Raw genomic sequence first — 20,906 nt, 5'->3', positions numbered from 1 at the left:
TGAAAGTATATAAAAAATATTGATATTTATTAAAGCAAGTATGCCATAATTGAGCCCACCTAAAAGAGAAATTAAAAATGAAATTTTATCGAAAATATTTAATTTGCACATTATATAGTTCACTCCTATCAAAAGTTTATTCTAATCTAATTTATATGTAAACAAAACATAAATATTACTAGGTGAAATATTTTTTTCATAAAGTAATGTAAAACTTAAAAATATATGATATAATACGAATGATGTTTTAGAAAAATAAAAATATATTCGTGTGGAGGTAAGTGATGAGAAATTTATATAATAGTCCATTGAATTCAAGATATGCATCAAAAGAAATGAGTTACATATTTTCAGATGATATGAAGTTCACAACTTGGAGAAAGTTATGGGTTGCTTTAGCTGAGTGTGAAAAAGAATTAGGCTTAAACATAACAGATGAACAAATTAATGAGTTAAAAGCTCATATTGATAATATAAATTATGAAGATGCAATTAAGAGAGAAAAAGAAGTAAGACATGATGTAATGAGTCATGTATATGCATATGGATTACAATGTCCAAGTGCAAAAGGAATCATACACTTAGGTGCTACAAGTTGTTATGTAGGTGATAATACAGATGTAATAATTATGAGAGATGCACTTTTATTAGTTAAGAAGAAGATAGTAACAGTATTAGATAGATTAAGTAAATTTGCTATGCAATATAAGGATATGCCTACTCTAGGATTTACACATTTCCAACCTGCACAATTAACTACTGTTGGTAAGAGAGCTACCTTATGGATGCAAGATTTAGTAATGGATATTGAGAATATAGACCATTTATTATCAACTTTAAAGTTAAGAGGGGTTAAGGGAACAACTGGTACTCAAGCAAGTTTCATGAACCTTTTTGAAGGAGATGAAGCTAAAGTTAAAGCTCTTGATAAAATGGTTGCTGAAAAAATGGGATTTGATAAGAGTTTTGGAGTAACAGGTCAAACTTATCCAAGAAAGCTTGATTCAATAATCTTAAATACATTATCAGAAGTTGCACAAAGTGCTTATAAGTTCTCAAATGATTTAAGATTACTTCAAAATATGAAGGAGATGGAAGAGCCCTTTGAAAAGCATCAAATTGGTTCCTCAGCTATGGCGTATAAAAGAAACCCTATGAGAAGTGAAAGAATGGGAGCTCTTGCTAGATACGTTATAGTTGATGCATTAAATCCAGCAATAACTGCTTCAACTCAATGGTTTGAAAGAACTCTAGATGACTCTGCAAATAAGAGAATTTCAGTAGCAGAAGCTTTCTTAGCTTTAGATGGTGTATTAAATCTTTATATAAATATATCAGAAAATATGGTTGTTTATGATAAAGTAATAGCAGCTCATGTTAATAATGAACTACCATTTATGGCTACTGAAAATATTATGATGGAATCAGTAAAAAGAGGCGGAGATAGACAAGAACTTCATGAAAGAATTAGAGAACATTCAATGGCTGCAGCTCAAAGAGTTAAGGGTGAAGGCTTAGATAATGATCTTATTAAGAGAATCATTGCAGATGATAGCTTTAATCTTTCAAAAGAAGAAATTTTAGCTATAATAGATCCAACTAAGTTTGTAGGTAGAGCCCCAAGCCAAGTTGTTGAATTTATTGATGAGTATATTACTCCAATCATAGAAGATAATAAGGATGCTGTTGATATTCATAGTGAAATTAATGTATAGTTTATTAAAAAGTCCGAGCATGGTATGCTTGGGCTTTTTCTGCTATAATAGTTATTGTTAAAGAAAACATTTACACTGTCTAATAAAAGGAGTAGGAAATTAATTATGAAAAAATATATTATTGCTTTAGATCAAGGAACAACAAGTTCAAGAGCTATTGTATTTGATAAAAATCAAAATATATTAGGGGTAAGTCAAAAGGAAATAACACAAATTTACCCTAAAGAGGGATGGGTAGAGCATAATCCTATGGAGATTTGGGCTAGTCAATATGGTGTACTTCAAGAAGTAATGGCAAAGATTAATATTAGCCCTAAAGATATAGCTGCAATAGGCATTACAAATCAAAGAGAAACTACTATAGTATGGGATAAGACAACAGGTGAACCAATTTATAATGCAATTGTATGGCAATGTAGACGTACTTCAAAGATGATTGACCAATTGAAGGATAGTGGAATAGATAAATATGTACAAAAGAAAACAGGTTTAATTCCTGATGCATATTTTTCTGCAACTAAAATTAAGTGGATTTTAGATAATGTAGAAGGTGCTAGGGAAAAAGCTGATAGAGGAGAGTTATTATTTGGAACAGTTGATACATGGCTTACTTGGAAGATGACAGAAGGCGAAGTGCATGTTACTGATTATACAAATGCTTCAAGAACTATGTTATATAACATAAGAGAATTAAAGTGGGATGAGGAATTATTAAGGATTTTCAATATTCCATTATCCATGTTACCACAGGTGAAAAGTTCTTCAGAAGTATATGGGTACACAAGTTTAAAAGAGTGGAGAGTTCCTATTGCAGGAATTGCTGGAGATCAACAAGCAGCATTATTTGGTCAGACTGCTTTTAATAAGGGAGAGGCTAAGAATACATATGGTACTGGGTGCTTCTTATTAATGAATACAGGAGAAGAATTGGTAGAAAGTAAAGAAGGTTTGCTTACAACCATTGCAATTGGCATTGAAAACAAGGTTCAATATGCATTAGAGGGTTCTGTATTTGTAGGAGGAGCAGTAATTCAATGGCTCAGAGATGAGCTTAAATTAATAAGTGATGCAAGTGATAGCGAATATTTTGCTAGTAAAGTAAAAGATAATGGAGGAGTTTACTTGGTACCTGCATTTGTTGGATTAGGAGCTCCTTATTGGGATATGTATGCAAGAGGAACTATTTTTGGTTTAACAAGAGGAACTAACAAAAACCATATAATTCGTGCAGCCCTAGAGTCTATTGCTTATCAATCAAAAGAAGTAATGGAGACAATGGAAAAAGAATCAAATATAAAGATAAAAAGGTTAAAGGTTGATGGTGGAGCAAGTAGAAATAAACTTTTAATGCAATTTCAATCAGATATTATGAATATAGAAGTTTCTAGACCAATAATAACAGAAACTACAGCATTGGGAGCAGCTTATCTTGCAGGATTAGCAGTAGGATTTTGGAAGGATAGAAATGAATTATCAAAGGGATGGTATGAAAGTGAAAGGTATTATCCAAACATGGCAGAGGAAGAGAGAAATAAGCTTTATTCTAAGTGGAAAAAAGCTGTAGAGAGAAGTTTAGGATGGGAAGAATAATATAAATAGAAGCATAGTACAAACTATGCTTCTTAATTTTAATAGGTATACTAAAAGTTAGAACCATTCCATCCCCAATTATCCACCTCTTCATATTTGACATATATAGTCTCACCAGGTATTCCAAGTTCTCTAGTGAATAATTCACATAAGTGCTTTGTCATTGTATTTAATGAATCTTTTGAGGTTTTACCGAAAATTTTTACTTCTATAAAAGCTCCAAGTTTAAGTTTCTCGCCTTTAAAATAAAGTGTGTAATTATCTTCAAAACCTACCATTAGAAAGTTTTCACTTTTCCCAGGAATGTCACAAATTATTTTTCCTAGTTCTTCCTTTAGCTTATTAACTTTATCCTCTGATAAACTTACTGTTACTTTAGAATTAATATATGGCATTTAAATCACCCCTAATCATAAATGATATGTTTTATATCCATATTATAGCAATTAATCTTGAACTCTACAAATTAAAATGACTTTTTGCAAATTTTATTTAGATTAAAAAAACAACAAAATAATGGCTTAATTAGTCAAAATATGATAAAATATAGAAAAAGTAATTTATTAATAGGGGGGAGCATTATGTCCACGGTTGTCAGTTGTAGCCTAATTATAAGAGATGATTTTAATAACGTATTATTGCTTAAGAAAAAGGTTAAAAGAGGACAAATTGAAGAATGGTCTCTTTTAAATCAAAAGAAGAGAAGTAAGGAAGAGCATGAAAAAACAATACATAGAGGTGTTAAGGATGTATTGAAATCTATTGTTTTTGAGTTAGAGCCTATAAATGAATATTCTATAAATGAAGATGAAAGTGTTATGGTATACTTAGGTACACTAAAGGAAAAAGTAACTTTGGATAAGAACTACAAAGAAGCAAAATGGATTAATATAAATGATATAGATAATTTTGAAATTAATAACTTAGATAAAAAAATTCTTAAGGATTATTTTGAAAGAAGATAGCTAAAGGCTATCTTTTTTACTTACTGGTATGGATATTTACATAAAATATCTATACTATAGAAGTAAGAAAAGTTTTATAGTATTATGTAATTAATCAATGAAGAGAAGGGGTGAAGCAATGCTACAGCATTTGTGGATAGGTCAGGCTATAATCATCTTGGTAATATTGCTTGTATTACTTGGAATAGGTTTTATTTCAGATTTGCCATCAGTGTTAGGTCTTAGTTTCACTAAGAGAGAAACTATAGAAAAATATATTGAAGATACTTTTGTTTCAAAGAAGAAAAAAGAAAAGACAATTTGTACATTTAGAATGATTGGAAGTAGATATTTAAATGATTTAGAAAATGTATATATTTTTATTTGTATATGTAGATATAGAAAAGAAAAAAAAGATTTAAGTTTGTTAGATGTAGAGTATAGAAAGGGAATAGTTACTTTAAGTAGGAAGTTTGGAATTTATAAAGTTATTAATGTAGAGACAAAGGAAGAAAATATAAGTGGATATTTTCCTGAAGAAATAATGAGTAGTGACGATTATGAGGAATCCACTAATGATAGAGAGAAGAGATTATTAAAAGAAGCAAATCAAAAGAAAGCAAATAAGAAATTTAAGATGAAGAAGGTATATAAAGTATAAAAACGGGAGTTAAAATTCCCGTTTTTATTTTGGTTGAATTACACGTATTTTATCGTACATAAAAGGAAATATTTCGCTAAGAGGAAAGTTTAGCTTATCATAGCTATGACAACAATATAAATATTCACCGTAGCCAAGAGCTTTGGTTATTACACCAGAGTGAGAAAAGTATCCTTTGCTATTAGCATAAAATTGTATTACATCACCTTCTTTATAAGGGTGTTTTGAGGTTATATCAACACCAATACCATTTTTGATAAGGTAATTATATAATTCATTAACTCTTATCCAAGAAGTGCTATAAGGTCTCCAACTATTTGTTATTGGAATATTGCCTGCATGTAAACATTGAGATACAAAATTTGTACAGTCTCCTCCAGAAGTATCAAAGCTTTTATATTTAGTATTATAATTTAAAGCATGTTTTTGTGCATATTCGCTAGCTAATTTAGAATTATAGTTGCTTCCTCTAAAAGGGATAAGTGAGTTTGAGGTCCTAACCATTCTTTTATAATCTATAAGAAAAGAATTAAGAGAAGATAATTGATTCTCTAAAAACTTTAATCTATAGTCTAAGTCAAGACATTCCTTAATGTTATAAAATAGAGTTCTTTTTGAGAGTTTATCATATGTAGAAGGAAAGATGTCTTTGTTACACATATCTAATATAGTCCAAAGTCTATTTACTTTTTTTAAGATAAGGATAAAGTACAGTCTTTCAGAGGATCTTGTCTTTAATGTGCTATTAATATAATTAAAAGAATGAATAGTTGAAATTTTTACTCGGAATATTGTTTTTTCTTTATCAATAGATATGTTTTCTATTTTATATTTTTCATCTTGAATATTATATCCAAAGGTTTTTCTTATTTTATTTTTATATTTATTTTGTAGAGAAATTTCTTTTAAAATACTATCATTCATTATATGGGATGATAATTTTTTAAAATTAGATGATGGGTTTTGTAGAAGATAGAATAATTTATAGATGTATAGCTTTACCATTATAACCTCCTATTTTCTTTAGATATTACAGTATATATTGAATGTATGGATAAATGTGAATGTAGATGATATAATGTTTTTGAAATTAATTTTGTTACAATAAGAGGAGGATTTATAATGAAGATTTTATTAATATCGATAATTTTTGTCATGATAGCAATTAATATTTCTTTATATATATATGGAAGAAAAATATCAAAGAGAGTAAGTGAATCAGAGGAAGAAAATGAAGTTATGAGTAAGAAGGCTATGAAGTTTACTATAATATCCATGGTATGTTCTTTTATAACAATTATAGTGGTTAGTATATTGGCAATATTAAATATATGGGCTTAGAAAATAGAATAATAAGATTAAAAGAGAAATTGTAGAACAATTTCTCTTTTTTTCTTGGCAAATAGAATTATTAAATGGAAAGATAGGAATAATAGTAATGAAGAATATATAGGAGGTAAGATAATGAAAAAGTTTATTTGTACTGTTTGTGGTTATATACATGAAGGTAGTGAACCACCAGAAATTTGTCCTATTTGTAAAGTAGACAGTTCAAAGTTTGAAGAAATTAAAGGTGATTTACAATGGGCTGATGAACATAGAATTGGAATTGCTAAAGATTTATCATCAGAGGTTATTGATGATTTAAGAGCAAATTTTATGGGTGAGTGCACAGAAGTAGGTATGTATCTTGCTATGTCTCGTCAGGCAGATAGGGAAGGATATCCAGAAGTTGCAGAAGCTTATAAGAGAATTGCTTATGAGGAAGCTGAACATGCAGCAAAATTTGCAGAAATATTAGGGGAAGTAGTAGTTGCAGATACTAAATCAAATTTGGAAGCTAGGGTAGAAGCAGAATATGGAGCTTGTGAAGGTAAGAAAAAGCTTGCTACAGTAGCAAAACAAAATAATCTAGATGCTATACATGATACTGTTCATGAAATGTGTAAAGATGAAGCTAGACATGGAAGAGCGTTTAAGGGATTATTAGACAGATATTTTAGTGGAAAGAGGTAAGATGGTATGAATAGAATAGATTGTAGTGTTACAAATTGTTCACATAATAAGTGTGGAACTTGTTATGCTAATAGAGTTAATATAGGGGGAAAAGCAGCGGCAGTAGATGAAGAAACATGCTGTGGATCTTTCTTAAATAGGCTTTTATATAGTGATCTTACAAACAATACAAATTCTGAAGGGGAGTGCGATAGCCTAGTATGTTTTGTGAAATCATGTAAGTATCATGATAATAATTTATGCTCATTAGAGGGAATACAAGTAGCCGGAAATAATGTAGAAGTGTATACAGAAACTAAGTGTCATAGTTTTAAACTAGAATAGTTTTAATTGAATTATCCATAAATTAATGCTACCATTAATTTATGGATAATTTGTAAAAAAGAATTATTTTATACATAAAAAGAGGGAAAGGGTATAGGGGAATATTATGAGGTTAAATGCAAATTTTGACGCAAAAAAAAGTTTTAAGTACAATACAACGAGAACTACGATTTTAATTTTATCTTTTGTTGTATTGGGGATTGTGGGATTGTCGAGAATTATTTCTGGTATAATAATTTCTAGTAACTTAAAAGAGGTTGTTTTTCCAGATGAAATGGAGAGGGTTACTGCATCAATAAATTCATCTCTAAATTTAATTTTAGGAATTTTATTAATATTTAGTATATTAGCTATTGTTGTAGCAGCAATGTATTCTTGGAAGTTTTATGGTAAAACTGCAAGGCTATTAAACGGCTTAAGATTACATATAGAATATTTAACAAATGGGGTATATCATTATAAAATTAAAGATAAATATTTTAAGAGGGAAGATGAAATTGGAGCAATATGTAGAGCATTAGACATTATGCAAAAATCTACAATAGATATGATAAAAGAATTGGGAGAATCAACATATTCTATGAACAATCAATCCTTAGCTCTAACTAGTGTTTCTTCTGAATTAAAGGATACTACAAGTAATATTTCTTCATCTATAAATAGTATAGTGAAAGCGATTTCTGATGAATCATCAAATATTGAGGGAATGATTGAGAAAATAAATACTCTTACAAGCATGGTTCAAGAAGTAGCACAGGATATAAAAACAGTTTCTGATATGACAGTGACTGTAGATAATAATGCTGTTGAAAGTAATGCAGATTTAAAAGAGCTAACTAATTCTTTAAAAGGATTTAATAATATTTTTATGACCTTCTTAAATACATTAGAAGCAATGAATGATAATATAAAAAAGGTAAACGATATTACTGAGTTAATTAATAATGTAGCAGAACAAACAAATCTTCTTGCATTAAATGCTGCAATTGAAGCTGCAAGAGCTGGTGAAGCTGGAAGAGGATTTACTGTTGTTGCAGATGAAATAAGAAAGTTATCAGAAAAGACTAAGGAATCATCTATTTCAATTAATCAGTTAATTAATAATGTACTTATTAATTCTAAAAATCTTGTTGATAATACATCAAGTATGAAAGTTGAATTGGACAAGCAGTGGATAGGGGTAGAAAAGTCTATTAAATCATTTGCTAATATATCAGAGTCTGTAGCCACTATGGCTCCGAAGATGAGTAATTTAGCAAATAGTTCAAATATGATTTATAAGAGTAGCAATATTATTATGGAACAAATACAAACATTGTCTTTAGTAAATCAACAGATATTTAGTTCAGCTGAAGAAATTGCAGTATCCTCAGAGGCAACTAAGGAATCTTCAAGTCACTTAGCAGAATATGCAAAGGAATTGGAAAAGAATGCTGATAATACCTCAGTGTACGTTAATAAATTTGAACTAGAGGGTCCAACAGAAGAGGATTAATATAAAAAAGGACATACAAGAAACGGAAGATTCTTGTATGTCCTTTTTACCATCCTCCAGAAGATCCTCCACCATTTGAAGATCCTCCACCAAAGCCACCAAAGTTGCCGCCTCCACCGGATCCTCCTCTAGGACCACCTCTACCAATATTACTCCAAAATATTATTTGAAGAAGGGTAGAAGAAATCCTTCCACGATTCAGTATGATATCCAGCAAAAATAAAATGAGTATTATACCTCCTGAAAATGCAAAACCTCTTGATGAATTTTCTGTTGTATTACCATAACTAGGGACTGTAAGATCTAAGGATTTATCTAAAGTTACATTGTATTCTTTAGCAATTATATCACAAAATGTACTATAGGAATTCATTAACCCTTGGCTATAGTTTCCTTCTAAGAAGCTTGGTTTACCTAAGGTTTCCATAACTCTATTGCTTAAAGCATCAGGAATAGCACCCTCTAATCCTCTGCCAACTTCAACTCTCCAAGTCTTATCATCAATTGAAATAAGAATTAATAAACCATTATCCTTATTTTTTTGGCCAATTCCCCAATTACGAAATAACTCTAATGAATAATTTTCAATAGGTGTTCCATTAGTTGAGTTAATAATTACTATAGTGGCTTGTGCACCTGTTTTTAGTTCAAGCTCTCGTCCTATTCCAAGTATATTTCCTTTCTCAGGCTCATTTATAACTCCAACATAATCATTTAAATATTTAAGATTTGTTTGATTAGGTATAGAAATCACTGAACTTACGGAGTTGAAACTTAATAGCAGTATCAATAAAAGAGAAGATAAGAATTTAAATACTTTAGATTTCATCTTTATTGTTGATTAAAATCTACTGAAGGCACATCAGCTGCACCTGCACTAGCTTTATATAAAGGTTTTTCTTGAAATCCAAAGAGTGATGAAATAATTGTTGTAGGAAATCTTCTCCTTTTAGCATTATAGTTTGTTACAGCAGTATTATAGTCTTGTCTAGCAACGGCAATTCTATTTTCAGTACCCTCTAGTTGTACTGAAAGGTCCCTGAAGTTTTGATTTGATTTAAGGTCTGGATATCTTTCAACAACAACAAGAAGTCGAGATAATGCATTAGACAATTGGCTATCTGCATCTGCTTGTTCTGTTACTGAAGTGGCTCCAGCAAGTTTACTTCTTGCATTTGCTATGTCAGTAAATATATCTTTTTCTTGAGATGCATATCCTTTTACTGTGTTAACAAGGTTTGGAATTAAATCTGAACGTCTTTGAAGTTGAGTATCAATATTTGATTCCGCTTTATTAACAGTTTGTTCTAAATTAACTAAGCTATTATAGCTACCAACAATGGGAATAGCAATAACTAGAATTACAGCTAGAACTATTAAAGCTATTTTTAGTCCATTACTCATTTTAAAATTCATAGTATCACTCCTTTCTTATATTGTTAGTATGTGCAATAAAAAATATATTTATATAATAAAAGTGTGCTGTCATAATAATTAATATTTTTATAACAGCACACTTTAAAATTTTTATATATAATTATTCGAAATCTAATTTATAATCAGCTATATAATTACCATCTTCACTATCTTTAATGAACATTTTCACTTTAGGCATACCTTTCATGCAAACATCCTTTGCGGCTATAACTTCGTGAGAATTACCTTCAGAATCTTTAAAAGAAATAATTATGTCAGTAACTCCATTTTGTGTGAACTTACCCAATCCGAAGCTTTTGTTATCATTCTTTTTAATTTTTTTACATTTCTCTTTCCATAATGGATGTGTGGAAGTAATATTAACATCCTTTATAAGCATAGAGGTTTGATTGAATATTATTAGCATAGGATATGGTATAAACATTTTATTTCCTCCTTTTTTATAAGTTTTTAAATATAGTAACATACCGTGGTGATTAATACAATATATTGTAAATAATACCATAAATGTTATAATGTTAATATATGTAATTTGTTGTGGGGAGATGAATATATGAATTTTATTAGAATGGCAAAAGACAACTTACTTAAAAATTTAAAAGAATATTATGTATGTATAGGAACCTACGCAATTTCAGTTATAGTAATATTTAATATTCTGAATTCTACTTATGATAAAGGAATATTTTATTCTAGTGATATGAGTGGTGAAATACTAACATCTAATATGACAATAATGCTTGTAATTGTAATTATAGCTTTTTTAATGTGTTGCTATATTAGTAATTATTATGGAACTACGAAAGTACGTGATATAGGTATTATTGGGATAAGTGGAGGATCAGTTGAAAAGACAGCTATTTATATAGGGGTTCAAAATATCATATTACAAGGCATTGGAATTACTATTGGATTAGTACTGGCTGTACTATCTTCACCAATATATAATTATTTTATAAAAATAAATTTAGAAATAGAAAGATCAATATTATATATATCTCCAGAGGCAATAGGACTTACTATAGGGGGTTATAATAATTGAATTTGTTATGTCTGTTTTAGTATCTACAGGTTTTTGCTATAGAAGAACTATTTTGGAACTTATGAATTATAATAGAACTACATTTGAAAAAGATAAAAGGCTATTAAAAAAGCCAACGGCTATGTATTTTATAACATATCTTTTAGGATTAGTATCAACATATTATCTTGCAGGAGAAAACGTTGGCCCTGTAATTTGGTTAAATATGATTATGTGTGTTGGAGGTGCTATGGGAACCATAAGATTTGGTATTCCCAAATATTTAGATAAAAAAAGGAAAACTGGAAAGCTATATGATTCTGAAAGAAGTGTATGGTCAGGAAATGTAATAAATTTAATAATGAAAATATCCCCTCTAATGGCATTTATAATGGTGGCAATAACATCTACAATAGGACCTGTATTAAATTCTATAAATGTGTCATATTCAACTATATTTATAACTAATATACAATTATTTAGTTTATTAGCTTTATTAAGTTTTGCAATTATTTTTAAGATGTTAATTGAAATAAATAACAGAAAAATAATTTATAGAAATTTAAAGTTTATTGGGTATAGTGATAAAAAATTAAAATCTATTATAAAAAAGGAAATGTTTATATTTTACTCTATATTTTTAGTGTTAACATTTATTCCTTTAATTATAATGGGAACTTCATCAGTAATTAAAAATTATTTATTAATAAAAGAGTTAATTCAAATAATTATAGTACCCTTAATTACTATTATTATATTAGGGGGTATATCCTATAAGTTATATAAAGATAGAGTGTTTAGAATGATTAAGGGGTGATTAGAGATGGAAAAAGTTATAGAGGTTCAAAATTTAACAAAGATATATGGAACTGCAACAAGTAAGACAATAGCATTAGATAATATAAATTTAGAGGTTTATAAAGGGGAATTTGTAGGGATAATGGGACCATCAGGTTCAGGAAAAACTACCCTTTTAAATATAGTTTCTACAATAGACAATCCAACAAAAGGACTAGTTGAATTAAATGGAATAGAAGTATGTTCAATGTATGATACTCAATTAAGTAAGTTTAGGTATGAAAATATAGGATTTATATTTCAAGAGTTTAATTTGATTGATAATATAACTGTTGGAGAAAATATAGCTATCCCCCTAACCCTATCTAAAAAGTTAGGCACAAAAGAAATTAGGGAAAAAACAGTTGAGTATGCAAAAAGATTAGGAATAGAAGAAGTGGTAGATAAATATCCTAATGAGTGTTCTGGGGGACAAAGACAAAGGGCTGCAATTGCAAGGGCTCTAGTAAATAATCCTTCTATAATTGTTGCTGATGAACCTACAGGAAACCTTGATAGTAAGAATTCTCATGAGTTATTAAAGACTTTAAAAGAATTAAATAGTAAAGAAGGAAAAACAATAGTAATGGTAACTCATGATTCAATGATAGCAAGTTACTGTGAAAGAATATTACTAATAAAAGATGGGAAAATAGAAGCGCATTTAGAAAGAAAAGGTTTATCACAAAAAGAATTCTTTTACAAAATAGTGGACATGACATCTAAGGAATCACAAAGTTTATTAAATGAAATGGAATAATAAATAATAAAAAGCTAGAGTATAGAATTTTACTCTGGTTTTTTTAATATTATAGATATGTAAAGAATAGTTTATATTGACAGTAATCTACAGTAAAATTAATATTATATTAAGAGATAGGCATAAATAAATGGTATATATAAGGGGGAGCTATGAGTATTATAAAAAGATTTACAAACATAATGACATCAAACATTAATTCTATTTTAACTAAGGAAGATGCTCCAGAAAAGCTGGTTAACGAATATTTAAGAAAAATCGAAGATGATTTAGGAAGTATTAGGTCAGAGACTGCAACTATTATAACTGAGGAAAAGAGAATGAAGAGAAGTTTAAATGAATGCAGAGATGAGATAACAAAAGCTGAGAGATATTTAAGAAGAGCTCAAGATGATAGGGATAGTTCAAGGGAAAGTGAGTTTCTAGATAAAGTAAATGAGCTTAAGATTAAAGAAAGTAAACTAGTTAGTGATTACAATATGATTTTGGACAATTCCAATAAGATGAAACAGATGGAAGAAAAATTGACAAAAGATATTAACAGCTTAAAGGAAAGAATGAATACAATTAAAAATACATTAGATAGTGCTAAAGTGATTGAAGAGAGAAATCTTCCAGGAAAAAATGGTGGGTCTATAGAGGATAAGGTTTCAAGATTAGAGGAAGAGGCAGACAAAAAGTTATTTAAGGCTAAAGCTTTGGAGGAATTAAATGATTTATCAAGTGATAAAGCAGAGGAAGAGGAATTAAAGAGATTATTTGATGAGTTAGAAAAAGAATAAGGGGGAGGGTAATATGTCTAGTACAGTTTACAAATGTGAGGGCTGTGGTGGTGTAATGGAGTTTGATGCTAAAGCTCAATGCTTAAAATGTCCAAACTGTGGTAATAGTGAGAATGTAAAATCTAATGATGGAATTATAGAGGAACATACATTAACAATAGATGCTAAAAGAAGTATAAAGGTAGAAATGAAAGAAACTCAAACAATGGAATGTAAAGGTTGTGGAGCTTTAATTGAGGTTTCAGGATTAGAGACGGCTAAAAAATGTCCTTATTGTGGTTCTGCCTACGTTTTAGCAGATAAGCAAGAGGAAACATTAATACCTGATGGTGTTGTTCCTTTTAAAATTGATAAAAATGATGCTCATGAAAGATTTAATACTTGGATGAAAAAAAGACTATTAGCACCAAATGAACTAAAGAATTTATATCAAAGAGGTGGATTTCAAAGCATTTATGTACCTTATTGGACATTTGATGCACAAGCTTCTTTTAATTACACTGCAGAAGGTGGAAGAGATAGGACTGTAACTAGAACAGGAGCAGATGGTAAGACATATCGTAAGGTAGTTACTGATTGGTATTTTACCTCAGGGCATATAGAAAATTTCTTTGATGATATACAAGTGCCAGCTTCAATTAGATATAAGAGTGGTCTATTTAAAGGAATAGAACCATTTAATTTAAAGCAGTTATTACCTTATTCACCTGATTATATATCAGGGCATTTATCAGAGAACTATAGCGTAGGATTAGAAGGTGGCCATAGGGATGCAATAGGTATTATGAATGATGGAGTAAGATCTATGGCAGAAAGTAATGTTAGACGTAGATATGATAGAGTTAGAAGTGTAAGGTTAAGTGGTGGATATTCTAATGAAACATATAAGTATATTTTAATTCCTGTATATTCTACAACATATGACTATAAAGGTAAAAATTATACTGTTATGATAAATGGTCAAACAGGAAAAGTTAGTGGATTATATCCATATAGTATTGCCAAAATAGTATTAATAGTGATAGTTTTAATTATAGTATTTTGTTTATTTATGTATTTAAGCAATTCATAGGAGGAGAAGAGCATGGGTTTATTTTCAAAACAATTTTCAAATGTAGTTGAATGGGAAGAGTATAGAGATGATTTATTATTTTGGAAATGGGACAATAAAGAAATTAAAAAAGGTTCAAGATTAATAATTCGTCCAGGGCAAGATGCCATATTCATGTATAATGGAAAACTTGAAGGTGTATTTACCGATGAAGGAAGTTATGATATTGAATCTGAAATTATTCCTTTCTTATCTACATTAAAAGGCTTTAAATTTGGATTTAATAGTGGAATAAGAGCTGAGGTATTATTCATTAATACAAAAGAGTTTACTGTAAGATGGGGAACAAGACAAGCTATAAATATTCCTAATCAAGCATTACCAGGAGGAATGCCTGTAAGAGCAAATGGAACATTTAATTGTAAGCTTTCAGACCATATGGCTTTTATAGATAAAATAGCTGGTATAAAGCATCAATATTCAATTGATGAAACTAAAGAGAGAGTTTTATCTTTCCTTGATCAACTTTTAATGAAGTGGATAGTTAAAGAGGGAAAAGATATGTTTAATCTTCAAGCTAATTCTTTTGATATATCAAGAGGAATTTGTGAGGATTTAGACTATGAAATGAGTAAAATTGGAATATCTATAACTAATTTTAATATAGCAAGTTTTTCATATCCTGAAGAAGTTCAAAAAATGATTAATAAAATAGCTTCTCAAAGTATGGTTGGGGATATGAGTAAATATCAACAAGTTAGTATGGTTGAAGGAATGACATCTGGAAAAATGAATGGTGGTAATGTTGCATCTGATATGGTAGCAATGCAAATGGGTATGTCAATGGGACAACAAATGATGAATAATATGCAACAAAATAGTAATACTACTACGAATAATAATACTCAAGATTCAAGCAATGGAGCTTATCCAAAGTTCTGTCCAAGTTGTGGAACAAAGACTTCTGGAGGAAAGTTCTGTAGTGAGTGTGGTCAAAAACTTTCATAAATATAAGAACTCTAGTAAATAATTTTACTAGAGTTTATTTGTATTATTGAAAATTTATTATTCAAATAATATAATAAGTATAAATTTAAAACATAAGAGGTAAAGTGATGGATTTTATAAAAAATTTAGGTGATAAAGAAGCACAGGCTTTTATAGAAAATAATAAAGAATTAGTAATTCTAGATGTTAGAAGATATAATGAATTTAAAGCAGGCAATATACCAAATTCTATTAATATTCCTGTAGAAGAACTTGAATGGGAAATTGAGCAGTTAGAAGATTATAAAGATAAACCGATTTTAGTTTATTGTAGAGCAGGTCATAGAAGTGTTGTTGCATGTAATATACTTAATGATGCAGGATTTGAAAAATTATATAACTTGTCATATGGTACATTAGGATATACAGGAAGATTAGAACCTATTTAAATGTAATAAATAGATAAAAAAATAGAGCAAATTATTTTCGCTCTAAGTCTGGGTTTAAATCATATATGAAATTAAAATATTGATTTGAAAGTTATTTATATTTTAATTATTGACGGAATAAATTATTTTAAACAAATAAAATTTAAAATATAAATTATTTGGGTATAAAAAAATATTAGTTTGGTAAACTAATATTAATCCTAAATTCATAAAAAATTATAATTACTAGGTGGAATAAGTTTAAAATTTATTCCACCCTTTTTTTATAAAAAAAAATGATGTAATATATAATTAAGCTTACAAGGGGAGGAATAAGGATGGGTTTTTTAGAATTATTAAAGAGGTCTCAAAAGGAAAGCTTAATGTTAGTGCAAGCTAAAGAAGCAGAAAAGTTTTTAAAGATGAAGGAAAAAGATGATAAGCTAAAAATAGAGAAATATACTGAAGAAGGTATTTTATATTGTCCAAAATGTTTAGCTACAAATTTAAAAACCACAAAGAAAAAGTACAAGATTCTAAATACTGGTGGTGAAGCTATGCTTACAGATTTTGATGGCAATGTTTTAGGAAGTGTATCATCTAAAAATTTAGATTTAGTATGTGCATGTTGTGGACATAAGTGGAATAATAAATTAGATAAGAAATAATAAGATAAATTTATAATATTAAAGGGTTATTGTTGAAATATACAATAACCTTTTTTATATACATTAATTGAGCAAGGTATTGTATCAGTACAATTGAATAAGTATTTAGGCTATGTTAGTATTTATCTATATTCATAGGGAAAGGAAGATTGGGGATGAATAATAAATTTGTTTATACACCTGGACCAACAAATGTAAGAGAAAATGTTAGATTAGAAAGAGCTAAAGTAACTACTAATCCAGATATGGACATTGATTTTGTTGAATTTTATAAAAATACATGTAATAAAGTTAGCAAAATTCTTAACACTAAAAATGAAACATATATATTATGTGGAGAAGGGATATTAGGTTTAGAGGCTGCTTGTGCAACTTTAACAGAACCAGGAGATAGGGTTTTAGTTATTGATAATGGTATCTTTGGAAAAGGGTTTATGGATTTTGTAAAAATGTATGGTGGGGATGGAGTGTATTACTCATCAGATTATAGAAAAGAAATTGATACTGAGAAATTAAACGAGTTTTTACAGAGAGATCATGATTTTAAATATGCAACCTTAGTACATTGTGATACTCCTACTGGAGTTAAAAATAATCTTTCTAAAATATGTAGGTTATTAAATGAGTATGGAATCTTGTCTGTAGTAGATTCTGTTGCAGGAATGGGTGGAGAAGAGGTTAGAGGCGATGATTGGAAAATAGATGTACTTTTAGGAGGCTCTCAAAAGGCTTTTTCAGCACCTACTGGATTGACTACAGTAACTTTAAGCAATAGGGCTAAGGAAGTTATGGAAAGTAGGAAAACTCCTGTTGTAGGATTTTATTGCAATTTAAATATATGGAAGAATTATTATAGAGAAAAATGGTTCCCTTACACAATGCCTATTAGTGATATTATGGCGCTAGATGTAGCTTTAGATAATATACTTAAAGAAGGAATAGAGAACGTAATACTTAGGCACAGTAAAGTTGCTGAGGCTACAAGAAAGGCACTTCAAGAGTTTGGGCTAGAATTGTTTTTAGAAAATGGATTTTGTAATACTGTAACAGCTGTTAAAGTTCCTGAATATATTGGGGCAATTAAATTAAAAAATTATATAAATGATAAATATAACTCAATAATTTCAACATCACTTAAACCTTATGATAATGAAATAATTAGAATTGGACATATGGGAGAGAATGCTAGGGTAGAGAAAATATCATATGCATTAAACTTCATAGGGAGAGCTTTAGAAGATTTAGGATATGAATCAGAAAAAAGTCTATTAGATTTATTTAATGTTTATTATTCATCTATTTATTCTTTATAAAAAATATTATATAATTGAGAGAAATAAGTTGTTTTTTGGAGGATAAAATGATAAAGAATTATAGAGGAACTACATTAAATATTATATATTCATTAATTTATGTAGCTGCAGCTTTTTTGCTTATATCAATAAAAGCAAGTGAATTATATGAAAATCAGTCAGATTTCATAATTATTACATACATATTAGCTTGTATATTAATTGCATTAGGATTTGCAAAAAGTTATTTAACTACTTTAAAATTTTCTGATAATAAGATTGAACTTTTGGGGATGATTACTAAAAAGGAAATTGTTATTGATAGTATTGAAAATGTAGAGAGTGATAAAACCAAGAATGAAGTTATAGTAGTTACTAAAGAAAATAAAAAGTTTCAAATTAACTTAGGTGATATAAATGGGAAACAGCGAAAAGAATTTGAAGATAGGATATTATCTTTAAATATTTAAAAGAAGGAGAATAACTCCTTCTTTTTTAATCTATTTCTAATATGAGAAATTTACACTTAAAGCCTTGTATATTATTTTCTCCAGTATTAAGTATTTTTATATTAGTAGGTGTGGTAGAGGTATAAAAAATATAGTTGTTACAATTAAGTTCACCATTAGCTGAAGTTTCTTGAGTTAAAGAACTTATTGGGATGTTATTAGCATAAATAATAAAAGAATTAATGCTATTAGCAATATTTTTTCCAATATACCTAGAAAGAAGAATATAGGTATGGTTTTCAGTTATAGAAAAAGAACTCTCCTCCTTATTATAAGTGATATCATTAGCTCCACCAAACTCAATATTATCAAACTTAATATAAGTATTTATCTCGGATAATTGTATGTTAGTATAAGCAGACATAAAGCCTATAAGATCCAATTCTTGAGACAACTCCTCGAAGGTATCAAAAGATTTTGAGTTGATAGTCATAGTATCCTCCTTTGGCCTATTCAGGTGATTGCTTTCTATTATAAGTTATTCAAGTTGGATAAAACTTGTGACATTTACATAATTATTGATAAAATGAACAAGTGTGATATAATATGAACGTAAGTTTTTTAAAAGTTAAAGAAAGGCATAGGTATTTAAGAAATGAGAATATAATCTATTGTTAAATTTTAGTGCAATAAGAAAAAATTCACCTTATAATAAGGTTTTTTTGTTGTGCAAGTTTGAGGGTAGATTAGTTTTACATTACGTTATTTTTCTGCTCTCTCCGTTTAAGATTGGAGGGATTTTTTTGTTGTTAGGAAGCTTATTTAATGTTAAAAAAAGTTATGGAGATAGAATAATTCTGGATATAGATGAACTAAAAATATTCCAAGGTGATAGAATTGGATTAGTTGGTGAGAATGGTTCGGGAAAATCAACCTTGATTAAGATACTTATTGGTGAAGAGGAAAGGGATAGTGGAGAAGTAACTATATGTAATAGTTATTCCTATATAAGCCAAGGTGTAGATTTTGTTGAAGAATGTGACTTTGATTATGAGTGGAATTCTACTAATATTAAAGCACCAAAACTTTTTGAGAAGCATTTGTCTGGAGGCGAAAAAATAAAGTTTAAGATAACAAATGCGTTAAAAAAGAGATGCAAACTTATAATTGGAGATGAGATTACTTCTAATTTAGATAGAAGTACAATAGATTCTCTAGAAAAAGTATTGTTAGAATATGATGGGGGACTTTTGTTAGTATCTCATGATAGAGAGTTCTTAGATAATGTTTGTAACGTAATCATAGAACTAAAGGATGGTAAAGTTAAAAAGTATAATGGGAATTATTCTAAATATTTAGAAGTTAAAGAATTGGAAAAGTTAAGTCAAGAAAGAGAATACATTAAATACATTGATGAAAAAGAGCATCTTGAAAGAGCTATAGTTGGAAAGGATAAAATTAAGAATTCTATAAAGAGAGTACCTAAAAGAATGGGAAACTCTGAAGCTAGACTTCATAAGATGGGTGGACAAAAGGGAAAGAAAAAGCTTGATGGTAATATAAAAGGGTTAAAAAGTAGAATTGAACATCTAGAGGTAAAAGAAAAGCCAAAAGAAGTTGAAAATATAAAAATAAAAGTTCAAGATGGACTAGATATATATTCCAAAATTGTTGTTGAGGGTAAAAATATATCCATAAAGCATGGAAATAAAACTCTTATTAAAGATAGTAATTTTGTAATTAATAAGGGGGATAAGGTTGCTTTAATAGGAGATAACGGTTCGGGTAAAACCTCATTGATTAAAGAAATTATAAATAATAGCGATAATATAAAAGTTAATAAAAGAGTGAAGATTGGTTATTTTGACCAGGAACAAAAAATCTTAAATGAGAATTTAAGTATTTTAGAAAATATAAAATATAACTCTAGGTTTGATGAGAGTTTTATAAGGATATGCCTTAGTGGATTTGGATTTAAAAGAGATGATGTTCATAAGAATGTAGGAATACTAAGCGGCGGCGAGAAAGTTAAAGTGAGTTTATGTAAGATATTATTAGATGACAATAACTTTTTAATATTAGATGAGCCTACTAATTACTTAGATATAAATTCTATATCAGCTTTAGAGCAAGCTCTTAGTGGAACTGATAAAGGGTTTATTATAATAAGTCATGACAGAAAATTAATATCTTCTATTTGTAATAAGATTTTTGAAATTAAAGACTGTAAGCTTATAACTTTTAACGGAAATTATTATGATTATTCTCAGAGTCATAATAAAAAAGTAAGGAATAATAAAGAAGATGAGAAAATGCTTTTAAGGACGAAACTTTCAGAGGTTCTATCAAGGTTATCAATAGAAAAAAGTGATATTATTAAGGAAAAGTTAGAAGAAGAATATAATAAAATCTTAGAAAAGCTGAATAATATCTAATAGATAGAAAAATA

At 28.7% G+C, this 20,906-nt stretch carries 25 protein-coding genes; 19 read left to right on the top strand and 6 right to left on the bottom strand.

The features are described from left to right. Positions 1-284: 284 nt before the first annotated feature. Together purB and glpK are read left to right on the top strand one after the other, a co-directional pair. Positions 285-1,715: an adenylosuccinate lyase gene (gene purB / locus I4V16_RS03245; RefSeq protein WP_049176951.1), complete on the top strand. Its 1,431-nt coding sequence runs from the start codon at positions 285-287 to the stop codon at positions 1,713-1,715. 105 nt (positions 1,716-1,820) lie between these two features. Further along, a complete protein-coding gene (glpK, locus tag I4V16_RS03240) occupies positions 1,821-3,305 on the top strand; it encodes a glycerol kinase GlpK (RefSeq protein WP_049176953.1) in 1,485 nt (494 codons plus the stop codon). A gap of 50 nt (positions 3,306-3,355) precedes the next feature. Here the strand turns inward: glpK and I4V16_RS03235 are convergent, their stop codons facing one another. Next, the gene (locus I4V16_RS03235) at positions 3,356-3,700 is read right to left on the bottom strand and encodes a phenylpyruvate tautomerase MIF-related protein (protein WP_049176955.1); all 345 of its coding nucleotides are present in this window, start codon (positions 3,698-3,700) and stop codon (positions 3,356-3,358) included. Between the two features lie 186 nt (positions 3,701-3,886). Between I4V16_RS03235 and I4V16_RS03230 the strand changes: the two genes are divergently transcribed. Then, positions 3,887-4,270: a hypothetical protein gene (locus tag I4V16_RS03230; RefSeq protein WP_049176957.1), complete on the top strand. Its 384-nt coding sequence runs from the start codon at positions 3,887-3,889 to the stop codon at positions 4,268-4,270. A gap of 97 nt (positions 4,271-4,367) precedes the next feature. Beyond that, complete coding sequence (locus tag I4V16_RS03225; RefSeq protein WP_153061851.1) at positions 4,368-4,910, top strand: hypothetical protein; 543 nt, start codon at positions 4,368-4,370, stop codon at positions 4,908-4,910. Positions 4,911-4,934: 24 nt separating this feature from the next. Here the strand turns inward: I4V16_RS03225 and I4V16_RS03220 are convergent, their stop codons facing one another. Next, positions 4,935-5,915 carry an amidase domain-containing protein gene (locus I4V16_RS03220; protein WP_111938168.1) on the bottom strand — a complete coding sequence of 327 codons (981 nt, stop codon included), beginning with the start codon at positions 5,913-5,915 and terminating at the stop codon, positions 4,935-4,937. 117 nt (positions 5,916-6,032) lie between these two features. On the opposite strand from I4V16_RS03220, the gene I4V16_RS03215 reads away from it, so the two are divergent. The 4 genes from I4V16_RS03215 to I4V16_RS03200 all read left to right on the top strand — a co-directional run bounded on the left by I4V16_RS03215 (position 6,033) and on the right by I4V16_RS03200 (position 8,745). Beyond that, positions 6,033-6,251, top strand: a complete 219-nt coding sequence (locus I4V16_RS03215; RefSeq protein WP_049176963.1) for a hypothetical protein — start codon at positions 6,033-6,035, stop codon at positions 6,249-6,251. Between the two features lie 123 nt (positions 6,252-6,374). Further along, the gene (locus I4V16_RS03210) at positions 6,375-6,926 is read left to right on the top strand and encodes an NADH peroxidase (RefSeq protein ID WP_049176964.1); all 552 of its coding nucleotides are present in this window, start codon (positions 6,375-6,377) and stop codon (positions 6,924-6,926) included. 6 nt (positions 6,927-6,932) lie between these two features. Then, positions 6,933-7,250: a DUF1540 domain-containing protein gene (locus I4V16_RS03205; protein ID WP_049176966.1), complete on the top strand. Its 318-nt coding sequence runs from the start codon at positions 6,933-6,935 to the stop codon at positions 7,248-7,250. 106 nt (positions 7,251-7,356) lie between these two features. Then, a complete protein-coding gene (locus tag I4V16_RS03200; RefSeq protein WP_111938169.1) occupies positions 7,357-8,745 on the top strand; it encodes a methyl-accepting chemotaxis protein in 1,389 nt (462 codons plus the stop codon). Positions 8,746-8,791: 46 nt separating this feature from the next. Here I4V16_RS03200 and I4V16_RS03195 read toward each other — a convergent pair whose 3' ends face one another. The 3 genes from I4V16_RS03195 to I4V16_RS03185 all read right to left on the bottom strand — a co-directional run bounded on the left by I4V16_RS03195 (position 8,792) and on the right by I4V16_RS03185 (position 10,606). Then, positions 8,792-9,574 carry a TPM domain-containing protein gene (locus I4V16_RS03195; RefSeq protein WP_195966520.1) on the bottom strand — a complete coding sequence of 261 codons (783 nt, stop codon included), beginning with the start codon at positions 9,572-9,574 and terminating at the stop codon, positions 8,792-8,794. A 2-nt stretch (positions 9,575-9,576) separates the two neighbouring features. Further along, on the bottom strand, positions 9,577-10,149 hold the full coding sequence (locus tag I4V16_RS03190; RefSeq protein ID WP_049176992.1) for a LemA family protein: 573 nt from the start codon (positions 10,147-10,149) through the stop codon (positions 9,577-9,579). Between the two features lie 133 nt (positions 10,150-10,282). Beyond that, positions 10,283-10,606, bottom strand: a complete 324-nt coding sequence (locus I4V16_RS03185; protein WP_049176971.1) for a hypothetical protein — start codon at positions 10,604-10,606, stop codon at positions 10,283-10,285. 129 nt (positions 10,607-10,735) lie between these two features. Between I4V16_RS03185 and I4V16_RS03180 the strand changes: the two genes are divergently transcribed. The 10 genes from I4V16_RS03180 to I4V16_RS03135 all read left to right on the top strand — a co-directional run bounded on the left by I4V16_RS03180 (position 10,736) and on the right by I4V16_RS03135 (position 18,478). Next, positions 10,736-11,224, top strand: a complete 489-nt coding sequence (locus I4V16_RS03180) for a hypothetical protein (protein ID WP_195966519.1) — start codon at positions 10,736-10,738, stop codon at positions 11,222-11,224. Between the two features lie 7 nt (positions 11,225-11,231). Continuing rightward, on the top strand, positions 11,232-12,020 hold the full coding sequence (locus I4V16_RS03175; RefSeq protein WP_195966518.1) for a hypothetical protein: 789 nt from the start codon (positions 11,232-11,234) through the stop codon (positions 12,018-12,020). Positions 12,021-12,026: 6 nt separating this feature from the next. Continuing rightward, positions 12,027-12,800 carry an ABC transporter ATP-binding protein gene (locus tag I4V16_RS03170; RefSeq protein ID WP_099329142.1) on the top strand — a complete coding sequence of 258 codons (774 nt, stop codon included), beginning with the start codon at positions 12,027-12,029 and terminating at the stop codon, positions 12,798-12,800. Positions 12,801-12,952: 152 nt separating this feature from the next. After that, positions 12,953-13,582, top strand: a complete 630-nt coding sequence (locus tag I4V16_RS03165; RefSeq protein WP_049176976.1) for a PspA/IM30 family protein — start codon at positions 12,953-12,955, stop codon at positions 13,580-13,582. Positions 13,583-13,595: 13 nt separating this feature from the next. Further along, positions 13,596-14,654 (top strand): hypothetical protein, encoded by a 1,059-nt coding sequence (locus tag I4V16_RS03160; RefSeq protein ID WP_049176993.1) that lies wholly within the window; start codon positions 13,596-13,598, stop codon positions 14,652-14,654. A 12-nt stretch (positions 14,655-14,666) separates the two neighbouring features. Beyond that, complete coding sequence (locus I4V16_RS03155; RefSeq protein ID WP_049176978.1) at positions 14,667-15,641, top strand: SPFH domain-containing protein; 975 nt, start codon at positions 14,667-14,669, stop codon at positions 15,639-15,641. Between the two features lie 107 nt (positions 15,642-15,748). Next, complete coding sequence (locus I4V16_RS03150) at positions 15,749-16,069, top strand: rhodanese-like domain-containing protein (protein WP_099329141.1); 321 nt, start codon at positions 15,749-15,751, stop codon at positions 16,067-16,069. A gap of 317 nt (positions 16,070-16,386) precedes the next feature. Next, a complete protein-coding gene (locus I4V16_RS03145; protein WP_049176980.1) occupies positions 16,387-16,716 on the top strand; it encodes a hypothetical protein in 330 nt (109 codons plus the stop codon). 155 nt (positions 16,717-16,871) lie between these two features. Then, positions 16,872-18,029: an alanine--glyoxylate aminotransferase family protein gene (locus I4V16_RS03140; RefSeq protein WP_099329140.1), complete on the top strand. Its 1,158-nt coding sequence runs from the start codon at positions 16,872-16,874 to the stop codon at positions 18,027-18,029. A gap of 47 nt (positions 18,030-18,076) precedes the next feature. Continuing rightward, positions 18,077-18,478, top strand: coding sequence for a hypothetical protein (locus I4V16_RS03135; RefSeq protein WP_049176982.1), 402 nt, complete (start codon positions 18,077-18,079; stop codon positions 18,476-18,478). Between the two features lie 25 nt (positions 18,479-18,503). Here I4V16_RS03135 and I4V16_RS03130 read toward each other — a convergent pair whose 3' ends face one another. Next, positions 18,504-18,950, bottom strand: a complete 447-nt coding sequence (locus I4V16_RS03130; protein WP_099329139.1) for a hypothetical protein — start codon at positions 18,948-18,950, stop codon at positions 18,504-18,506. Positions 18,951-19,260: 310 nt separating this feature from the next. On the opposite strand from I4V16_RS03130, the gene abc-f reads away from it, so the two are divergent. Beyond that, positions 19,261-20,892, top strand: a complete 1,632-nt coding sequence (gene abc-f, locus I4V16_RS03125) for a ribosomal protection-like ABC-F family protein (protein ID WP_049176984.1) — start codon at positions 19,261-19,263, stop codon at positions 20,890-20,892. Positions 20,893-20,906: the final 14 nt, after the last annotated feature.

The sequence above is a fragment of the Clostridium sp. 1001283B150210_160208_E6 genome (assembly GCF_015669365.1).
Taxonomy (GTDB): Bacteria; Bacillota; Clostridia; order Clostridiales; family Clostridiaceae; genus Clostridium; species Clostridium paraputrificum.
Note: the sequence above shows the minus strand (reverse complement) of the source record. Positions and strands in the feature narration are given on the sequence as shown.

Coding starts and splice junctions, on each gene's coding strand:
- purB (WP_049176951.1), top strand. CDS start 285: ATGAGAAATTTATATAATAGTCCATTGAATTCAAGATATGCATCAAAA.
- glpK (WP_049176953.1), top strand. CDS start 1,821: ATGAAAAAATATATTATTGCTTTAGATCAAGGAACAACAAGTTCAAGA.
- I4V16_RS03235 (WP_049176955.1), bottom strand. CDS start 3,700: ATGCCATATATTAATTCTAAAGTAACAGTAAGTTTATCAGAGGATAAA.
- I4V16_RS03230 (WP_049176957.1), top strand. CDS start 3,887: ATGTCCACGGTTGTCAGTTGTAGCCTAATTATAAGAGATGATTTTAAT.
- I4V16_RS03225 (WP_153061851.1), top strand. CDS start 4,368: ATGAAGAGAAGGGGTGAAGCAATGCTACAGCATTTGTGGATAGGTCAG.
- I4V16_RS03220 (WP_111938168.1), bottom strand. CDS start 5,915: ATGGTAAAGCTATACATCTATAAATTATTCTATCTTCTACAAAACCCA.
- I4V16_RS03215 (WP_049176963.1), top strand. CDS start 6,033: ATGAAGATTTTATTAATATCGATAATTTTTGTCATGATAGCAATTAAT.
- I4V16_RS03210 (WP_049176964.1), top strand. CDS start 6,375: ATGAAAAAGTTTATTTGTACTGTTTGTGGTTATATACATGAAGGTAGT.
- I4V16_RS03205 (WP_049176966.1), top strand. CDS start 6,933: ATGAATAGAATAGATTGTAGTGTTACAAATTGTTCACATAATAAGTGT.
- I4V16_RS03200 (WP_111938169.1), top strand. CDS start 7,357: ATGAGGTTAAATGCAAATTTTGACGCAAAAAAAAGTTTTAAGTACAAT.
- I4V16_RS03195 (WP_195966520.1), bottom strand. CDS start 9,574: ATGAAATCTAAAGTATTTAAATTCTTATCTTCTCTTTTATTGATACTG.
- I4V16_RS03190 (WP_049176992.1), bottom strand. CDS start 10,149: ATGAGTAATGGACTAAAAATAGCTTTAATAGTTCTAGCTGTAATTCTA.
- I4V16_RS03185 (WP_049176971.1), bottom strand. CDS start 10,606: ATGTTTATACCATATCCTATGCTAATAATATTCAATCAAACCTCTATG.
- I4V16_RS03180 (WP_195966519.1), top strand. CDS start 10,736: ATGAATTTTATTAGAATGGCAAAAGACAACTTACTTAAAAATTTAAAA.
- I4V16_RS03175 (WP_195966518.1), top strand. CDS start 11,232: ATGTCTGTTTTAGTATCTACAGGTTTTTGCTATAGAAGAACTATTTTG.
- I4V16_RS03170 (WP_099329142.1), top strand. CDS start 12,027: ATGGAAAAAGTTATAGAGGTTCAAAATTTAACAAAGATATATGGAACT.
- I4V16_RS03165 (WP_049176976.1), top strand. CDS start 12,953: ATGAGTATTATAAAAAGATTTACAAACATAATGACATCAAACATTAAT.
- I4V16_RS03160 (WP_049176993.1), top strand. CDS start 13,596: ATGTCTAGTACAGTTTACAAATGTGAGGGCTGTGGTGGTGTAATGGAG.
- I4V16_RS03155 (WP_049176978.1), top strand. CDS start 14,667: ATGGGTTTATTTTCAAAACAATTTTCAAATGTAGTTGAATGGGAAGAG.
- I4V16_RS03150 (WP_099329141.1), top strand. CDS start 15,749: ATGGATTTTATAAAAAATTTAGGTGATAAAGAAGCACAGGCTTTTATA.
- I4V16_RS03145 (WP_049176980.1), top strand. CDS start 16,387: ATGGGTTTTTTAGAATTATTAAAGAGGTCTCAAAAGGAAAGCTTAATG.
- I4V16_RS03140 (WP_099329140.1), top strand. CDS start 16,872: ATGAATAATAAATTTGTTTATACACCTGGACCAACAAATGTAAGAGAA.
- I4V16_RS03135 (WP_049176982.1), top strand. CDS start 18,077: ATGATAAAGAATTATAGAGGAACTACATTAAATATTATATATTCATTA.
- I4V16_RS03130 (WP_099329139.1), bottom strand. CDS start 18,950: ATGACTATCAACTCAAAATCTTTTGATACCTTCGAGGAGTTGTCTCAA.